14 protein-coding genes are annotated in these 16,454 nt (G+C 39.7%); 3 read left to right on the top strand and 11 right to left on the bottom strand.

Annotation, left to right across the window (positions count from 1 at the left end; translation table 11 throughout):
- The first annotated feature begins 16 nt into the window (after window positions 1–16).
- A complete protein-coding gene (locus CD03_RS39005; protein ID WP_255348108.1) occupies window positions 17–139 on the top strand; it encodes a hypothetical protein in 123 nt (40 codons plus the stop codon).
- A gap of 19 nt (window positions 140–158) precedes the next feature.
- On the opposite strand, the gene CD03_RS0121975 is transcribed toward CD03_RS39005, so the two are convergent.
- The 4 genes from CD03_RS0121975 to CD03_RS0121960 all read right to left on the bottom strand — a co-directional run bounded on the left by CD03_RS0121975 (window position 159) and on the right by CD03_RS0121960 (window position 6,336).
- A complete protein-coding gene (locus tag CD03_RS0121975) occupies window positions 159–1,544 on the bottom strand; it encodes an extracellular solute-binding protein (protein WP_027295469.1) in 1,386 nt (461 codons plus the stop codon).
- Between the two features lie 234 nt (window positions 1,545–1,778).
- Entirely contained in the window at window positions 1,779–2,867 is a 1,089-nt protein-coding gene (locus tag CD03_RS0121970; RefSeq protein ID WP_027295468.1) for a response regulator transcription factor, read from the bottom strand.
- A complete protein-coding gene (locus CD03_RS0121965; RefSeq protein ID WP_081820336.1) occupies window positions 2,845–4,710 on the bottom strand; it encodes a sensor histidine kinase in 1,866 nt (621 codons plus the stop codon). Before CD03_RS0121965 ends, CD03_RS0121970 begins: the two co-directional genes overlap by 23 nt.
- Window positions 4,711–4,977: 267 nt before the next feature.
- On the bottom strand, window positions 4,978–6,336 hold the full coding sequence (locus CD03_RS0121960) for a uracil-xanthine permease family protein (RefSeq protein ID WP_027295466.1): 1,359 nt from the start codon (window positions 6,334–6,336) through the stop codon (window positions 4,978–4,980).
- A 179-nt stretch (window positions 6,337–6,515) separates the two neighbouring features.
- Here CD03_RS0121960 and CD03_RS0121950 point away from each other — a divergent pair, with 179 nt between their 5' ends.
- Together CD03_RS0121950 and CD03_RS0121945 are read left to right on the top strand one after the other, a co-directional pair.
- The gene (locus CD03_RS0121950) at window positions 6,516–7,019 is read left to right on the top strand and encodes an RNA polymerase sigma factor (protein ID WP_044289592.1); all 504 of its coding nucleotides are present in this window, start codon (window positions 6,516–6,518) and stop codon (window positions 7,017–7,019) included.
- Entirely contained in the window at window positions 7,006–8,202 is a 1,197-nt protein-coding gene (locus tag CD03_RS0121945) for an anti sigma factor C-terminal domain-containing protein (RefSeq protein ID WP_027295464.1), read from the top strand. Before CD03_RS0121950 ends, CD03_RS0121945 begins: the two co-directional genes overlap by 14 nt.
- A 190-nt stretch (window positions 8,203–8,392) precedes the next feature.
- Here the strand turns inward: CD03_RS0121945 and CD03_RS34375 are convergent, their stop codons facing one another.
- The 7 genes from CD03_RS34375 to CD03_RS0121910 form a co-directional block, all read right to left on the bottom strand.
- On the bottom strand, window positions 8,393–9,715 hold the full coding sequence (locus CD03_RS34375; protein ID WP_044289591.1) for an MATE family efflux transporter: 1,323 nt from the start codon (window positions 9,713–9,715) through the stop codon (window positions 8,393–8,395).
- A 387-nt stretch (window positions 9,716–10,102) separates the two neighbouring features.
- On the bottom strand, window positions 10,103–11,572 hold the full coding sequence (locus CD03_RS0121935) for an ISLre2 family transposase (protein WP_027295463.1): 1,470 nt from the start codon (window positions 11,570–11,572) through the stop codon (window positions 10,103–10,105).
- Between the two features lie 114 nt (window positions 11,573–11,686).
- Entirely contained in the window at window positions 11,687–12,295 is a 609-nt protein-coding gene (locus CD03_RS0121930) for a sugar O-acetyltransferase (RefSeq protein ID WP_027295462.1), read from the bottom strand.
- A gap of 55 nt (window positions 12,296–12,350) precedes the next feature.
- Window positions 12,351–14,018, bottom strand: a complete 1,668-nt coding sequence (locus CD03_RS0121925; protein WP_027295461.1) for an alpha-glucosidase — start codon at window positions 14,016–14,018, stop codon at window positions 12,351–12,353.
- A 113-nt stretch (window positions 14,019–14,131) separates the two neighbouring features.
- Window positions 14,132–15,073: an AraC family transcriptional regulator gene (locus CD03_RS0121920; RefSeq protein WP_242849137.1), complete on the bottom strand. Its 942-nt coding sequence runs from the start codon at window positions 15,071–15,073 to the stop codon at window positions 14,132–14,134.
- Window positions 15,074–15,164: 91 nt separating this feature from the next.
- The gene (locus CD03_RS38335; protein WP_044289590.1) at window positions 15,165–15,842 is read right to left on the bottom strand and encodes a (2Fe-2S)-binding protein; all 678 of its coding nucleotides are present in this window, start codon (window positions 15,840–15,842) and stop codon (window positions 15,165–15,167) included.
- Window positions 15,842–16,354, bottom strand: coding sequence for a ferritin (locus tag CD03_RS0121910; RefSeq protein ID WP_027295459.1), 513 nt, complete (start codon window positions 16,352–16,354; stop codon window positions 15,842–15,844). Before CD03_RS0121910 ends, CD03_RS38335 begins: the two co-directional genes overlap by 1 nt.
- Window positions 16,355–16,454 lie beyond the last annotated feature (100 nt).

Genomic DNA, 16,454 nt, shown 5'->3' with positions numbered 1-16,454 from the left:
ATCAGCAAATTACTGTATGTTTCTGCCAACTGGATATGTATTCCCACCTTCGGCAGGAATGTGCCATATTCAGGTGATGCAGCAGTCTGCACTAATGAAATCTGGTCACATTCATACCGGTAAGCAGGAAGCAGATTAATTATCCTAATATTTCTGCTTTATTTCACATCATAAATATCCTGTAATGACTGGGTATACTCCTCAGCTGTCATATTTCCATTCATCAGCGACTGTACATTATCCTGAGCCACCTTTGATAATTCCGCAGGCATATCAGCCTCAAACCAGGTACTTGACCCCTTGACCTTCGCCATCTCATCTGCAACAAGTTGGGAGTATTTGTTTAAAGCCGCGGGTGGATTCTCAATTTTATATCCTTTAAGTGAACCCAGCTCATTAATGGCATAATCACCAATATGAGACACGAAATATTTTAGCCAGTCAGCAGTTGCATCATCAAACTTATCTTTATTAAAGCAAATAATCGTTCCACAGTTCATGGAATATTCCTCTGCTTTTCCAACTCCTCCTTCTACTGTCGGGATATTAAAGAACCCTATACCGTCTTCCCCCGCCGGATTGGTATCTGCAATTAACATATCCGTGTACCAGCTGCCATTGTAAATCATCGCTGCTTCTCCGGAAAGAATCATACTTGCAGCAGTATTCTGGTCTACCGTAGTTGCTCCAACCCCAAAATATCCCTTATCCACCATATCCTGCAGTATTTGTGCTCCCTCTGTAATGACCGGATCTGTATATTTTATTTCCCCTTTATAAGCCTTTCTCATAGTATCTACGCCGCCTTTTCTCATAACATAGGCATTAATAATCCGCGTAGCCGGCCACATATCTGCACCGCCCGTTGCAAAAGGCTGAATGCCGGCAGCCAATAATTTATCTGCCGCCTGCATCATCTCATCCCATGTAACCGGAGGAGTATCAATACCTGCTTTCTGAAATAATTCTTTATTATACCAGAATCCTTCAATATTCATTCCGAGAGGAAGATCATATAATTCCTCTGTTGATGTCATTCCAGTCAGAAAATCGACTGCTCCTTCATCAACCATGTCAAACACACCCAGATTTTTCAGCTCCGATCCAACATCCAGCACAAGGCCTGCATCAATTAAATCAATCAATGGAGTTCCTGCGTCATATGCAAACACATCCGGAAGGTCATTTGAAGCAGCCAGGGTGGTTACCTTCTGTCTAAGGTTGTCAGATGATACCAGTTCAAATTCATAATTAAAATTGGGATTTACTTCTTCCATATATTTTTTGGTCAGATCCACAAAAAGCTTTCCATTGTCTTTATCTTCTGGCCAAATTGATAAAATTTTAATGGTCTTTGATTCCTGAGAACCTCCTTTGTCACTACTGCCGCTTTCCTGTTTTTCTTCCTTTGCTGACACCGTTTCCTGCTTTGTATCCTTTGTCTCTTTCACTGCCTCTGTGTTGCTGTCTGAGCCGCCGCATCCTGCCAGTACACTTGAAACCATAGCAATTGATAACATACCTGCCAAAATCTTTTTCTTCATTTTGTTTCCTCCCAATATTGAATTTAAGTTTACAGTAATCTTGTGTAAATACACTAACTAATTTTAACTCCCGGGAATTTTATAGGTTCATGTTATCATCTAACATTTATACTTTCTAGTGCTAATATTTTCATTCATTGTTTAATTTTTTTATATTTCATTACATTTTATAGATTTTTATATGTATTTTAAATATTTTAAGTTGAAGATTTTATTATTATTTATTTAATTCTATTAACTCCATACATCAGGTTTATACATCTCTTTATACTCATTTGGCAGCATATGTTCATACTTTTTGAACACCTGACTGAAATAACGGTAGTCATGGTACCCTGCCTCCTCACTCACCTCTGTCACTTTCATCCCCTGACGGAGCAGCTCCTTAGCCTTTTCCATTCTGATTTTTGTAAGATATTTAATATAACTCATTTTTACGGTTTCTTTAAACAAGTTACTCAAGTATGCCGGATTCATCTTTACCGTATCCGCCAACTCATTTAAACCAATGTCCTCTCGATAATGTTCCTCTATATATTTCAACAGAATCGGAATCGTCTTATTCTTAGACATTCCTGATGTAATCTCAAGCCCCTCCCCAATTAGGTTGAAAGCTTCCCTCATATAATGAATAATCTGAGATTTCTCTTTCATCTGTTTTATTTCCACGTAAGGTACAATCTGCCTTTTCATCTCAAACTGAGGATTCTTTTTATGCAGAATCTCAAGTGCCACATAGATATTTTTCACGCATTCATCTCTGTACTCTTCCAACGAAATGCTCCAGTTCTGCCACTCTGCTAATCCCTCTTCGATGCATTGGCAAAGCTTCCTGTGATCCCCCTCCAGCATATAATTTGTCAATTCATCTGTCAATTTTTGAAAATCCTTAATATGCCTGTCCGAGCCTGATTTTTTTTGCTCCAGAAATTGACTGTATTCTTTTTTCAAATGCAGGCTCTCTTTTGCATTTTTTAAGGTGTGAACTACCTTTTCCAATGTAATCGGTTTATCAATAAAGTCCAGTACCTTCAATGACAAAGCCTTTCTGGCATATTCAAATTCCCGGTAACCACTGATTACGATATATACCGTATCCGGCAATTCCTCCATGGTTTCCTCTATCAAAGACAGCCCATCCAACCCCGGTATCCGTATATCCGTAATTACTACATCTGGTCTCTTATCCCTTATAACTGCAATTCCGTCAATTCCGTTCTGTGCCGTTGCCACTACATCAAAATCAAGTTTGGTGCGCTCAATCATTGCCTTGACCGCTTCCAGCACAATTCTTTCGTCATCAATTACAACCAGTGTATTCATTTTTCCCCTCCTCACTTCTCGGACTATTTTCCCCGACCATAACTGGAATCCGTATCTCTACCTTTGTTCCAACTCCATATTCACTCTCCACCTGAATCCCGTACTCCTCTCCATAGAACAGATGAATCCGGTCAATCACGTTAGTAACACCAAATCCTTTCTTTATCTCTTCCACATCTTTCATCCCCACACCATTGTCGCTGATTGTAAAATAGATATCACCCTCAATCTGTTCCCCCTTTAATTCAATATAGCCTTTACCAATTTTAGGCTCCAGTCCATGATACATGGAGTTTTCAATAAATGGCTGTAAAATAAATTTAATCATAAATAGTTCCTCAATATCTTCTTCTATTTCCAGAATCAGGTCAAAACGCTGCTCATAACGAATATTTTGAATCGTCATGTATTTTTCGATATACTTAATTTCCTCCTGAATGTGAATCACCTGCTTACCATTATTCAAAGATATTTTAAAGGTATCCGATAAAGCTGATACCATGTCTGCTATCCGGTCTTCCTTATCAATCATAGCCATGCAATAAATAGAATCCAGAGTATTGTATAAAAAATGGGGATTAATCTGCGCTTGCAGCAGCTGCAGCTCCGCTTCTCTTTCTTTTACCTGAAGGGACAAGAGCTGCTCCTTTAACTCCAGATTATTGTTTACTGTCTCCTTTAACAGCCCTCCAATTTTACCTATTTCACTGTTATCAAATTTTTCAACGATGTGACGTTTTCCTTCTTTTACCTGATTAATGACGATTTCCAGCTTTCTAAGCGGTTTGTTAATCTTCTTGGAAATAAAATCAGAAATAAACGTACAGATTACCACCAAGGCTGCTGCAGCTATCAGGCTCACCATCCCGATATACGAGCTATCCCGGCTCAAATCACTTTTTGCAATACCATTTACAATCTTCCAGCCGGTAACAGTATTTGTCCGGCTAGTAAACAAATATTGTGGATCATCCTTTCCCTGTGCATGAAAGTATCTGTTTTTGATATCCTCTGAATATTGCACATCGCCGGTTTGATAAACTACCACATCCGGTGCTCTTTCATCTATCACCATCAGCGTGTCCGTTTTGAAATTACCATCATTCTTCAAAAGAGAGCTGCGCAGAAAAGACTTGTTCAGATGTACTACAATCTGCCCCTGTGACTGAAGGGTTGCAGGATTTACAATGTCCTTTATCACTGAAATAACATTTTGGTTCCCTTCCGGATCCAGAATGTCATAACCATAAAAAATCTCTCTGCCTTTCTTCTCCTCCGCTTCTTTCATCCACTGGTATGATGCCATTCCATCCCAGTTATAGTACTTCAAATACGCGGAAGAATTCTGCCCTCCCCTGATGCGCTTATAATATCTTCCACTCTCATCAAAAATAAAAATGCCGTCAATCATTAAATTCTGGGATTCTACATTCATAAAAATACTGTCCAGCCTCTTGCTTAGAGAAGTATCATAATATGTCCCGGTGGAATTTGAATACTCCTGATTTTTTGCAGACAATATATTTAAAAAGTTGCTGTCTCCCACCGTGATTCGTATGAGATCAATGGTATGATATAGTTTCAAATCGATTACATCAGAAAAAGCTTTTAGATTATTTTCGTATGTCTTTTTATAATTGTCCTCAATTCTATTCTTTGAAATGCTATAGATCACTACAGATAATGCAGTTGTAATAAAAATGGTTAGTAGAATCATGGAAAACAGAATCTGACTCTTAATCTTCTTCGAATTGGTTCGGATAAAAGATTCAATTTTATGTATCATGGCATACTCGTATGACCCCTCCCGAATCCGGATAGTTCTATAACAAACAATTTCCATCCCATTCCAGAGGATATTTCCATACTCTCCTTTCTATCCCAATATTAATGTGTACATCATTCTTGCTCATTACAGTCTTATTTCACATATAATTATGCATAACAAAAAGCTATGGTTTCTTCATTTTATGATCATATTCAACAAATTTATTTTACTACATAAAACCTCCCATTGGTATAAAAATTGTCTGGAAATTGTAATAATACAAAAAAGCAATACAGCATCCCAATTCGAATACCGCATTGCTTTTCATCTAAATCACAAATCTTAAGAAGAACAACTCTCTTCGCTGTCCCCTTCTCCGGATACCTCCATATTAGCCGGAAGCACCAGATTCATTACTATTGCAACGATAAATACAATCGCAACACAATTATTAGCCAAAACTTCCTGTACCATTTTCGGGAAAATTGTGAAAATGGCTGGTACCTGTGTGAACCCAATTCCAATTCCCAGAGATAGTGCCGTAATCACGGTATTCCTCTGATTAAATCCACACCTTGTAATCATCTGTACACCGCTAACAACAATGGAACCGAACATCATGATTGTACAGCCTCCCAAAACCGCATCCGGCAGTGTGGCAAGCAGTTTTCCGATAACCGGAAACAGGCCTGCAAGTATCATGACACAGGCACCTGTCATAATGGTAAAGCGGTTTACCACTTTCGTCATGGCGATCAGTCCCACATTTTGACTGAATGATGTAATAGGAAGACAGCCAAACAGAGAAGATACCGAGCTCAGATATCCGTCGCAGGCTAGCGATCCGGATATTTCCTTGTCCGTCACATCTCTTTTTAGGCCTGTAACAGCCATGGCAGAAGTATCTCCAATCGTTTCTGTGGCGGAAACCAGAAAGATCACCGTTACAGCAATAATCGCGCTTACATTGAATTCAGGAATAAACGGCAATACCTTTGGCAATGCAACAATACCGGCGGAAGCCACTTCCGAGAAATTCACCATGCCCATTACCATTGCTAAGACATACCCCACTACAAGTCCAAAGAGCACGGATAATTGTTTCCAGAAGGATTTCGCAAATATGTTAAATACCAGACAGCTTACCAATGTTACAGTTCCCAGAATCAGATTCTGTGCTGATCCAAAGTTTTCACTGCCGGCGCCTCCTCCAAAAGAAGAAGCCCCTACATTCAGCAAAGAAAAACCAATTGCGGTAACAACACAAGCCGCTACGATGGGTGCTACGATCTTTCTCCAGTATTTTGCACAAAGCCCCAAAGTACCCTCAATAATACCTCCGATCAGAATCGCGCCAATAGCGGCTGGGTAGCCAAACGTGGCTGCAACGTAACACAGAATTGTTACAAAGGTAAAACTTACCCCCATTACAATTGGCAGTCTTGCCCCAACCTTCCATACCGGATATAATTGAATTAACGTACCGATTCCTGCAATAAACATTGCATTTTGAATTAACATCGCTTTTTGTTCAGGCGTAAGGCCTGCTGCATTTGTCACAATCAGAATCGGTGCTATATTCGCCACGAACATTGCAAGTACATGCTGCAAACCAAAGGGAATCGCCTTGGAAATGGGCACACGGCCGTTAAGCTGGTAGATATTTTCTACCCTGGCATTTGAATTTACATTTGCTTTCATTTCTTTCTCCTTTAGTAGTTTCTTGGTAAATCTCAAGTCACGAAATTTACAACAGATTTATTTTACTATAAAAAGTACTGTATGGGTATAAAATTTTTATGGAAATTTAATAATTACAAAAAAAGTGTAACCTTTTGTAATGGAAAACGTTTATTAAATGTACAGGAAGGAGGGGAACTGTGAAAAAGGATGACCTGGAACAAATATATAAAACCTATTACCATGAAATATATTTATACGCTCTGTCTCTATGTAAAAATACGCTGGAAGCAGAGGAGATCACCAGTGATACCTTCTACAAGGCCCTCCTCTGTGCCGAGCTTCAGAATGAATCCATCAAATACTGGCTTCTGCGTGTATGCAAAAATATTTTTATAGACCAGGCAAGGCAGAAAAAAAGAAGACCTGTTACACCTTTAGAAGATATCGGCAGTCCGTCTTATGACAATGTACTGGAACGAATGATTCAAAATGAGGATGCAAAGGTACTTTACCACTGTATTCTACAATTACCCGACCGTTACCGCGAATTAATCTACATGTTCTATTTTATGAATTACAGTTTAAAAGAAATTGCTCATTTTACAAGTCAATCAACAGGAACCACCAGAACAGCCCTCTGCCGGTCCAGAGATAAGCTGCGCTCAATATTAGAAAGGGAGGGATACTATGAATTTCCATGAACTTTTAGAAAAATACAAATCCAACACAGCCACACCGGAAGAAATCCGGATGGTAGAAGAAGAATTGGAGAAATACGAAAGCATTACCGAATACTATACAGACCAGATGGGCGAAAATCTGAATCTGGACCTGCTGTCTGAAACAGAAGAATCAGAGATCAAAAATGTAAAAAAACACGTAAACCGTAAACTCCGCCGAAATATTTTTATCTCCATATTAAGCATCCTCATTTTATCTGCGGCAGTAATTCTGATTATCAATCAGAACTACTACGACCCCAATAGCGGAATTCCCACGGACCAATACGGTTTTGGACAGTTCATGATGGATACCATGGCTTTTACCGAAGTACATTCACCCGGATACGCAACCAATACAGCAGAAGCCGTAAGAGACGGGCTGGGCAGCTATCAGATCCAGATCAGGCAGAACCATTATTTTACCGGTAAGGAATCTGTATTCAGCGGAAAAATAATACGGGGAGAATTCCTGGACAGCGGCAACTCACTTATAAACTTCTGGCATTTCCCCTCTGCAAACTGTTTTGCTTTTAAAGAAGGCACACTGGTCTGGCAGGAAGCATCCGGAGTAGAGTACCGCCAGCAGCCACAGGACGACATCCAATATCAGTCAGATGCCTTAAAGGACCTGCCAAAATCATCTCAGGTCGAGGCATATTTTACTTTTGAAAAAAATCTTACACTGGAAGAATTCAACAAACTCTACCTAAAATGGTATGGTGATGAAGACCATCAATTAGACATTACTTATGCAGCAGTCTGGACTGGCACTCACAGGGGCGCAACCGTTGGATTCCAGCCTGGTGGCGGCGGCAATGTATATGAATCTGTCAAAGAAGTGGAAAAAAATTATCCATATCTAAGCCTGGTGGACCACAATGAGGAGCTTGATAAAGACCCTGTAGGAATCTGGCAGACTCACTTCGAGTCACTTTTAAGCTATCTCACAGACCGGCAGGAATTTTTACAGGCAATGGCAAATGTAAATAATATCGGCCCCTGGTTTTACCAGGATATTCAGGCATATATAAAGGAAAACGGCATGCAGATCTATGGTATTTTAGCACAGGGCAGCGCAGATCAAGTACTGAGTTTCCTGGAGCAGGAGAACATAGACGGATTTAATGTAGCGGATGTCAAACTATCCATCCTGTCCCACTGATGTCCATGAAGCACTCCGCTGTTGCATAATAGCTCCTTAAACTGTATCCTCTTCATTTCGCCGCAGTCCTACATCGCCACTGCCAGTCACTGCACTGCTAAACTATACACCGCTATATTTCACCACAGTCCTACATCTCCGCATCCGGTCACTGCGCTGCTAAACTGTATTCCGCCGCATTCCACTGCTACTAAACTGTATTCCGCCGCATTCCACTGCTGCCAAACTGTACTGCACCGCATACTGCAGCCGTTAAAAGTTCTGTAGCCGGCACAACCAGCCATACCCCTGTCATATTCCATACATTTGGAAATACAAGGATCAAAACTACATTTAGTATAACTCCTCTTAACAGAGCAATCAGCATGGAGCGCGCCGGCTGATCTTTGGCTGACAATACGGCAGCCATAACCACATTGATTCCCATAGGGATAAAAGCGAGAAAGTAAATCTTTATTCCCTCCAGGGCAATCTTCGTAAACCCGGCGTCACCTGATTCATTGAAGATTGCAACAATAGGTTCTGCCAGCAGCACACCGCCTGCATAACAGATTACTCCGCAGGCGGCAGCAAGCAGAACCCCTCTTTGCATCACGAAGCGTATACCTCCAAAATCTTTTTTCCCATACTGGGAACTGATGATCGGCTGCACTCCCTGGGCAATTCCAGTAAATATGGAACATACAATCAGGGCAATATTGGCAATCACACCATATGCAGCGACACCTATGTTCCCAGCAAGCTTTAAAATTGTAAAATTGAACAGCAGCATCACAATTGCAGAAGATAATTCTCCAATAAAAGAGGACATACCAAGAGAAATTGTCCGGACTACATCTGAAATCTTTGTTCTTTCTTTCACCAGCCTAAAGTGGCTGCGTCCTTTAATTTTGTGTGTGGAAAGCACACACATGCTTAAGACCGGTGCAATCCCGGTAGCAAATGCCGCCCCAAACATTCCCCACCGAAACCCGAATACAAATAAAATATCCAAAACAATATTGCTGAAACTTCCGGTCAGCATCGCCGCCATTGCCGTCTGGGGGTACCCGTCGTTCCTTACAAAACAAACCAACACATTATTTACCATAAACGCAAGGGAAAAAAGCAGTATGGTTCTCATATAAGGGATCATATCCTGCATAACTGCCTCATCTGCTCCCAATAGAGCCCCCAATTGCCTGGATGCAAACAAACCGACTAATGTAAAAAACACACCACAGAGAAGAGCCAGTTTAACGGAAAGTGTAAAAGAAGCTTTCGCCGCCTTTTCATTTCCTGTCCCCATAGCCATCGCAAAACGGGTAGCACCCCCCATTCCAATCATCAAACCTATCCCATTCATAAAAGAATATACAGGCAGCGTCAGATTCAATGCCGCAAGCCCATTACTCCCCACACCGTTTGCAACACAGAGGGTATCTACAAAAATAAAACAAGACAACCCCAGCATACTCAAAATGTTCAAAGATACATACTTTGCAAATACCCTTCCCAAACTTTTACTTTCCATAAAAATTCCACCTTTCTGCCTTGAGCCAGTTGAAAAAATATTCCTTATCACAAAAAAAGCACCAGTCATCTATACCCAATGGCCTAACGGTATAGATGTCCGATGCTTATTTATGATACATGCATCCGGCGACGCATGTAAAAAGCTCTTCTTTTATAATATGAGATTGATCTTACCACATGTTAAAAAAATTTGCAACTTAAAACACGCTCTAGGGTTGCGTAAATTTACCTTCGGAAATAATGGTGTAGAGTTCACCCATGATGCGCTGATAACGTATCAGGCAATGGCTTATGTATTTAATATACCTCTTTTGGGTATGCAAAGCAAGCCCAGTTTTCTGAGCTGTTTCCGGTTTATCCCTCTTTCTCTTTTTTTGTTCCCTTTTTACAATCCCCAGATATGCTCATTGAAATACATGATTTTTTTACTCTGCAATGACAGACTATGGCTTATGCTTTCTGTGTATTTTCCCAGTTCTCCATGTCTGCTTCTTTCTGACTGTAATATCTGTGTACTGCTCAATACTTCATACTCCTCCCCCACTGCCTTTGGCACATCCTTTTTTTGGTATCTTACCAATTCCAGCATTTCTCCTCTGTTTTCACTATAGGCTCTTAACTGTGCCATTTTTGCTGCTCCTGTCATACTCCATCCCATCGGCCTTGAACTCATTCTGCTGGATAATACATGGCTCACATGGCCTTCTGTACTGCTTCCTTTTACTCCGTCTTTATGTTTTAACCGCAGCCTCGCTGCTGTCCAGTTCGACAGGATATAGGCTTTTGCTTCCGACATTCGCTTTGTTTCTCTTTCGTTTTCCAGATAGCCTTCCAGTCTTTCTACGGTTCTTTCAAACTCTTTTTTCGTCTTACTCCTGATTGCAGTCCGCAGTTCATCTGCCGCATCCTCCCGGCTGTCTTTCATGTGGCTCGTCAGCCTGGTCAGATACTTTTCCAGATGAAATTCATCCAGCACATACGTTATTCCTGCCATCCGCTTCATTCCTGATTTAATCCAGCCCCCTCCATCTGCATTCAGATAGATTTTCTTAACCTTATCGAGATCGTAATGATTATTCATATATTCATAGATTTCGTCCCAAAATTGATTGTTTTCTTCTCCATGGCTGACACCGCAGAAGTAGTACGGGTTTATCAGTTTATGACGTTTACTCTTTGGTGCCTCTTTCTCGATTCCCTCATGAACATAAACCAGTTTGGTGATCAGACAGTTATTCTTCTGGTGATTCTCATTTTCTCTAAGATCCCCTTTCTTCTCCCGAAACTGGAGAGAAGCATGGTCTTCATCTGCTTCAATATACAGATAATCAACTTCTTTTTTCTTCTTTGGTTTTTCTTCATTTTTGGGGAATTTCAATCCATGAATTTTATTTTTTACAGTCTGTTTCTTCACGTTCCCTGTCAGGCTGCTTTCTTCTCCTCCCCGTCTATAGGATGTCTGCACAGCTTCCTTTAGCATTCTTGCCAATGCGTCCTCCGTAATACGCTCGTTTCTTTCCAGTCCAAGAATACGGTCCAGCAGATATTCACTTTTGCCGGTCTCTTTATTCGTGAACAGGGTCTTTTTAAATGTAACTGTCCCCAGCGATGTGAGCAATTGTTTAGTCTCATGGGATTCTACTGACCAGTGCTGCAGCCTTTTCTGGCTCTTTCTCAGCATTTCATTCATACTTTCCAATGATTCCTGGATCATTCTTAAGCCCAGATTGTGCAGCTCATCTGTCAGACTATGGACATACTCAGCCAGCTTTAATGGCTCTTTCATAAATTCATTTTCCAGTTTTTCAAATTTGTTGATGCATTTTTCTTCAAAATACTTTATACTGTTAATCATAGAGGTCACCTTTCTTTGTATGTATTTTGGTCGTGCTTAATACTTTATCACAAAATGGTGGCCTCTTTCTATTTATTTTTCATTATCCGAGTAAAATTTTACGCTAGCCACGCTCTAGTAGTCAGTCACATCAAATTTTTTGTCCTTAAAGTAAAAATCCCTGTCCGCCTCAGTAATCTCCCGTAGGATTCTGCATGGGTTACCCACTGCCACCACATTATCCGGAATATCCTTAGTCACAACGCTTCCCGAACCGATCACCACATTGTTGCCAATATGGACTCCGGGATTAACTACAACATTAGATCCCAGCCATACGCTGTCACCAATAGTGATGCCGATTCCATATTCATATCCTGAATTTCTGGAATCCGGATGAATCGGATGCCCTGCAGTAATGATAGACACATTCGGTCCAAACATTGTATTATTTCCAATAGTAACTTTTCCCACATCCAGAATAACACAATTATAATTGGCAATAAAATTGTCACCTACTTCAATATTTTTTCCATAATCACAGTGAAACGGCGGTAAGACAGCTACATTTTTACCGGCCTTTCCCAGTATCCCACGGATCATCAGTTCCATCTTCTCCGCTTCATCCGGCCTGCATAAATTATATTCATATATTTTCTTCTTATTTTCAATCTGTTCCTCAGCAAGGCCATCCATCCAGGCCTTATATGGAAGCCCCGTCAGCATTCTTTCTTTGTGATTCATACTGGTTCCTTTCTAGAAAGCAGCGGATAAATTTTCCGCTGCTTTGATCATCTGATTAAATTTCCAGAATTATAACCTGATATCCTTTGAGCTGCAAATCATTACCGTCCTGAGCAAGATCCGTATAATTATTAATTAATAATTTTTTATATGAACTTGGTAAAGTCACCGTCTGTCCGTCCATCTGGAAGTTAGCTACAACCATCAATGTCTTTTCTTGTCCTTTACGGTAATAAGCCATCAGATTATTCTGATCTTCCCATTCCGGAATAAACTCACCATATACAACAGCCTCCTGATAGACCGGATTCTTACGCAATGCTATCAGTTGTTTGTAAAAAGAAAATACGGAATCTGAATTCTCTATCTGACTCTTTGCATTGATTCTGCTATAATTGGGATTTGCCGCAAGCCAGGGTGTACCAGTAGTAAATCCTGCATTTTCACTGTCACCCCACTGCATTGGCGTTCTTGCATTATCCCTGCTGAACTTGGAAATGACCTTTAAAGCTTCCGCTTCTGTAAGCCCTGCATCTATGGCAACACGGTATTCTTCCAGGGAGGAAATATCATCTACCTCGTCTATAGAAGTAAATTCCATATTTTCCATTCCAAGTTCCTGTCCCTGATAAATAAACGGAAGGCCTCTCAGCATAAAGTTTACTGCCCCCAAAAGCTTCTTACTTGCATCGCAGACTTCTCCCTCCGGTATGTAATGGCTGACACCTCTTGGCTCATCATGGTTTTCGATAATATTAGAGAGATATCCAATGTCTCCAACACGTTTTTGTGCATCAAAACAACATTTTTTATAATCATTCGGCGTAATCTGCGTATGAGCGTACCACCCTTTTTCATTCTGCCCAAAGATTGTTTCATTGAAATCAAACATACTGGAAAAATATCCATTGTCTCCGATAAAATCAGGCAATTCACCCTCTTTATCATTAAAGACTTCACCAACAGTAAATGCGTCATACTTTTTAAATGTCCTGTCCCGCATTTCTCCCAGAAATTCACCAACACCCTCAGCTTCCTCTAACATATGGGCAATATTACTTAATCCATCTGCACGATCCGGTTCATAATTTTTAAATGGCAATGCCTTTTTAATATTAATAATTGCATCGATACGAAAGCCCGAAAGCCCTTTCTCCAACCACCAATTAATATTTTTATAAACCTCTTCCCGCACCTCCGGATTTTCCCAGTTTAAATCCGGCTGTTTTTTATGAAATACATGCAGATAAAGCTTATCGGTATCGGAAAGCGGCTCCCAGCAAGATCCTCCAAAATAAGATCTCCAATTACATGGAAGCTCCCCGTCCTTCTTATCCTCCAGATAAAAATACTTCCCATATTTCCCTTCCGGATCTTTCATCGCCATCTTAAACCACTCATGTTCATCGGAACAATGATTAACTACTAAATCCATAAGAATATACATTCCCCGCTTCTTTGCTTCCATAAGCAGTTCATCCATATCCTCCATCGTCCCAAATCTGGGATCAATGTTATAATAGTCCGAAATATCATATCCCTGATCCGCCAAGGGTGAGGAATAGATGGGAGATAACCAGATGATATCCACTCCCAGATCCTGTAAATAATCCAGCTTGCTTATAATTCCCTGTATATCTCCAATTCCATCCCCATTGGAATCATAAAAACTCTTCGGATAAATCTGATATGCTGTCTTTTCTTGCCACCATTTTTTTTGCATTCTATGTGCCTCCACAATTATATTTTCATTACTTATAGCACATATTATACTATTTCACTTCACATAAGTCCTACATTTATTTGTTCAAAAACTTCACTATTTTGACTTTTTTATCATTTCATCTCATTCGCAAAACTGCTGCGGTTTTCCTTCTTATACAAGCGTGGAGTCGTTCCCGTATACTTTTTAAACTCTCTTAAAAAGTTTCCAAGATTATTAAACCCGCAGTCCAGACAAATGTCCATAATCAGATTATCTGTACTTATCACCATTTCAGCCGCCCTGCGAATACGAATTTCATTAACATATTCCATTGGTGTCTTACCTATTGCCCGCCTAAAGAAACGGCAGAAATACTGCTCATTTACATTAATCAGCCCTGCCAGATCACGAATATAAATTCTATCCCTGTAGTTCTCCCTTATATAAGTTAAAACCGTCTTAATACTCTCCACCTGATGATTTACTCCGTTCTCCTGCCTGGTAAGCAGCCCCTGCCCGGTAAGTATCGCAAGTATCCTAAGCAAAGATGCCTTAATCAACATCTGGGATACCGATACACTTACATTTTTTTGACCTGGTTTCTCCCCTGTGTCTTCCATCATACTAAAAGCTTTTTGAATCTGCTCATACTCTCTGTATATATCCTGAAACTCTTTAAGAGATGCATTTATACTTCTTGGTAATGAAAGATTTCCATTTATCAAAGGCTGAATTACCTGGTTTTGCATTGTGTCATAAGAATTAAAGCTAAGTACATAAGGGTTAAAAACTACCGCATCTTCCTCACATAGACCATCCGACGTAATATAATGAAGTTCTCCCGGGTTGACAAAGAAAAAACATTCTTCCGTAATCTCATAAGACTCCATGTTTATCTCCATATGAAAATTCCCTTTTTTAAAATGCAGCAATTCAATCTCATCATGCCAGTGATGCTTTACTAAAAAAAGACTTTCACTCTGCTCAGCCTCATAAAAAGCACAGCGAAAAGAAGCTGACCCATGAGGCTTATCCTCCTTCAAACTCTTCGTATTTTGTACCTGAATAGCCAAGACCCTCCTCCCCACAAGAAAAAAAGCTGTCTCCAGCTTTTTCTTCTTCATTCTTCTTTTACTTTTTCCATTACTTCTTTTACTTTTTCCATTACTTCTTTTTGCTTTTCTTTTTCTTCTTTATATCTTTTACTTTAAAATTTTTGTCATCTAACTTAATAACCCTAATCTTCTGTTGATGATCTTTTTTTACTACCTGACCATTTATCAATTTCGCTTCTGTTTTTTCATCCTCAGACTTTTTCTCTTTTAATCTCTTATCTATTGACATAGCAGTCATTGGATTTTCATCTTTGAGCTTTATATCCTTCAGAGTTTTATCGTTTATTGATATATCCTTAATCTGTTTATTCTTTATCTTTTTATCCTTTGTCTTCCTACACTTCGATCCCTTTGCTTCCTTAACCTTTATCCCTTTATTCTTTGCTTCCTTATCCTCTGTTTTCTTAACCTTTATCCCTTTATTCTTTGCTTCCTTATCCTCTGTTTTCTTAACCTTTATCCCCTTATTCTTTGCTTCCTTATCCTTTGTTTTCTTAACCTTTATCTTCTTATCCTTTACCATCTTAACACCGGAAGTTTCCTTCCCCATATCTTCCAACATTTCCTTTGTAAATTCCTTCACTCTGCATTCACAATGTCCACATTTCCCAGATACCTTCGTTACCTTCTTTACCTTTTTAAATGAATCCGCACCATCTTCTACTGCCTTACGGATATCATCACAAGAAACCTTAAAACAAGGACAAATGTATTTTCCTTTTCCCATTATAACACCAATGACGGAGCTGTATAAACTCTGGCAGCCATCTCTGAATCGATGAGGTATAGACCCTTAGGATCTTCACCAAACAGTTTATATTTCTTGATCATATCCTCCGCATTTTTCTCCTCTTCTCCCTGTTCTTTTACAAACCAGTCCAGAAACTGCATCGTACGGAAGTCTTTTACAGAATAGGCTGCCTCGTAGATCGTATGAATCAGCCCCGTAACGTATTGCTCATGCTCCAATGTTGCCTGAAGCGGATCTCCTGGTTTTTTAAATTCAAACTCTGGCTTTTCAACTGCTTCAAAAGTTACCTTTTCTCCATTATTCTGCATATACTGCATAAATAATAACGCATGATCTCTTTCTTCCTGCGCCTGAATCTTGAACCAGCTAGCATATCCCTCTAATCCGGTTTCAATAAAATAATTTGAAAAATCCAAATAGAGATACGCGGAATAAAATTCCTTATTAATCTGAGTATTAATTAGTTCTGCTACTTTTTTATCCAACATTTTGTTTCCTCCTCGGTTTCTAAGATTCTGTATATGTGATCATTATAGCACCTGTATCTCTAAGAAACAATGCAATTATTATAGTCAATATAAATGCTTT

The organism is Robinsoniella sp. KNHs210 (assembly GCF_000686105.1).
GTDB classification, from domain to species: Bacteria; Bacillota; Clostridia; order Lachnospirales; family Lachnospiraceae; genus Robinsoniella; species Robinsoniella peoriensis.
Note: the sequence above shows the minus strand (reverse complement) of the source record. Positions and strands in the feature narration are given on the sequence as shown.

Coding starts and splice junctions, on each gene's coding strand:
- CD03_RS0121925 (WP_027295461.1), bottom strand. CDS start 14,018: ATGCAAAAAAAATGGTGGCAAGAAAAGACAGCATATCAGATTTATCCG.
- CD03_RS34375 (WP_044289591.1), bottom strand. CDS start 9,715: ATGGAAAGTAAAAGTTTGGGAAGGGTATTTGCAAAGTATGTATCTTTG.
- CD03_RS0121965 (WP_081820336.1), bottom strand. CDS start 4,710: ATGGAAATTGTTTGTTATAGAACTATCCGGATTCGGGAGGGGTCATAC.
- CD03_RS0121935 (WP_027295463.1), bottom strand. CDS start 11,572: ATGATTAACAGTATAAAGTATTTTGAAGAAAAATGCATCAACAAATTT.
- CD03_RS0121975 (WP_027295469.1), bottom strand. CDS start 1,544: ATGAAGAAAAAGATTTTGGCAGGTATGTTATCAATTGCTATGGTTTCA.
- CD03_RS0121945 (WP_027295464.1), top strand. CDS start 7,006: ATGAATTTCCATGAACTTTTAGAAAAATACAAATCCAACACAGCCACA.
- CD03_RS0121970 (WP_027295468.1), bottom strand. CDS start 2,867: ATGAATACACTGGTTGTAATTGATGACGAAAGAATTGTGCTGGAAGCG.
- CD03_RS38335 (WP_044289590.1), bottom strand. CDS start 15,842: ATGGGAAAAGGAAAATACATTTGTCCTTGTTTTAAGGTTTCTTGTGAT.
- CD03_RS39005 (WP_255348108.1), top strand. CDS start 17: ATGTTTCTGCCAACTGGATATGTATTCCCACCTTCGGCAGGAATGTGC.
- CD03_RS0121910 (WP_027295459.1), bottom strand. CDS start 16,354: ATGTTGGATAAAAAAGTAGCAGAACTAATTAATACTCAGATTAATAAG.
- CD03_RS0121960 (WP_027295466.1), bottom strand. CDS start 6,336: ATGAAAGCAAATGTAAATTCAAATGCCAGGGTAGAAAATATCTACCAG.
- CD03_RS0121930 (WP_027295462.1), bottom strand. CDS start 12,295: ATGAATCACAAAGAAAGAATGCTGACGGGGCTTCCATATAAGGCCTGG.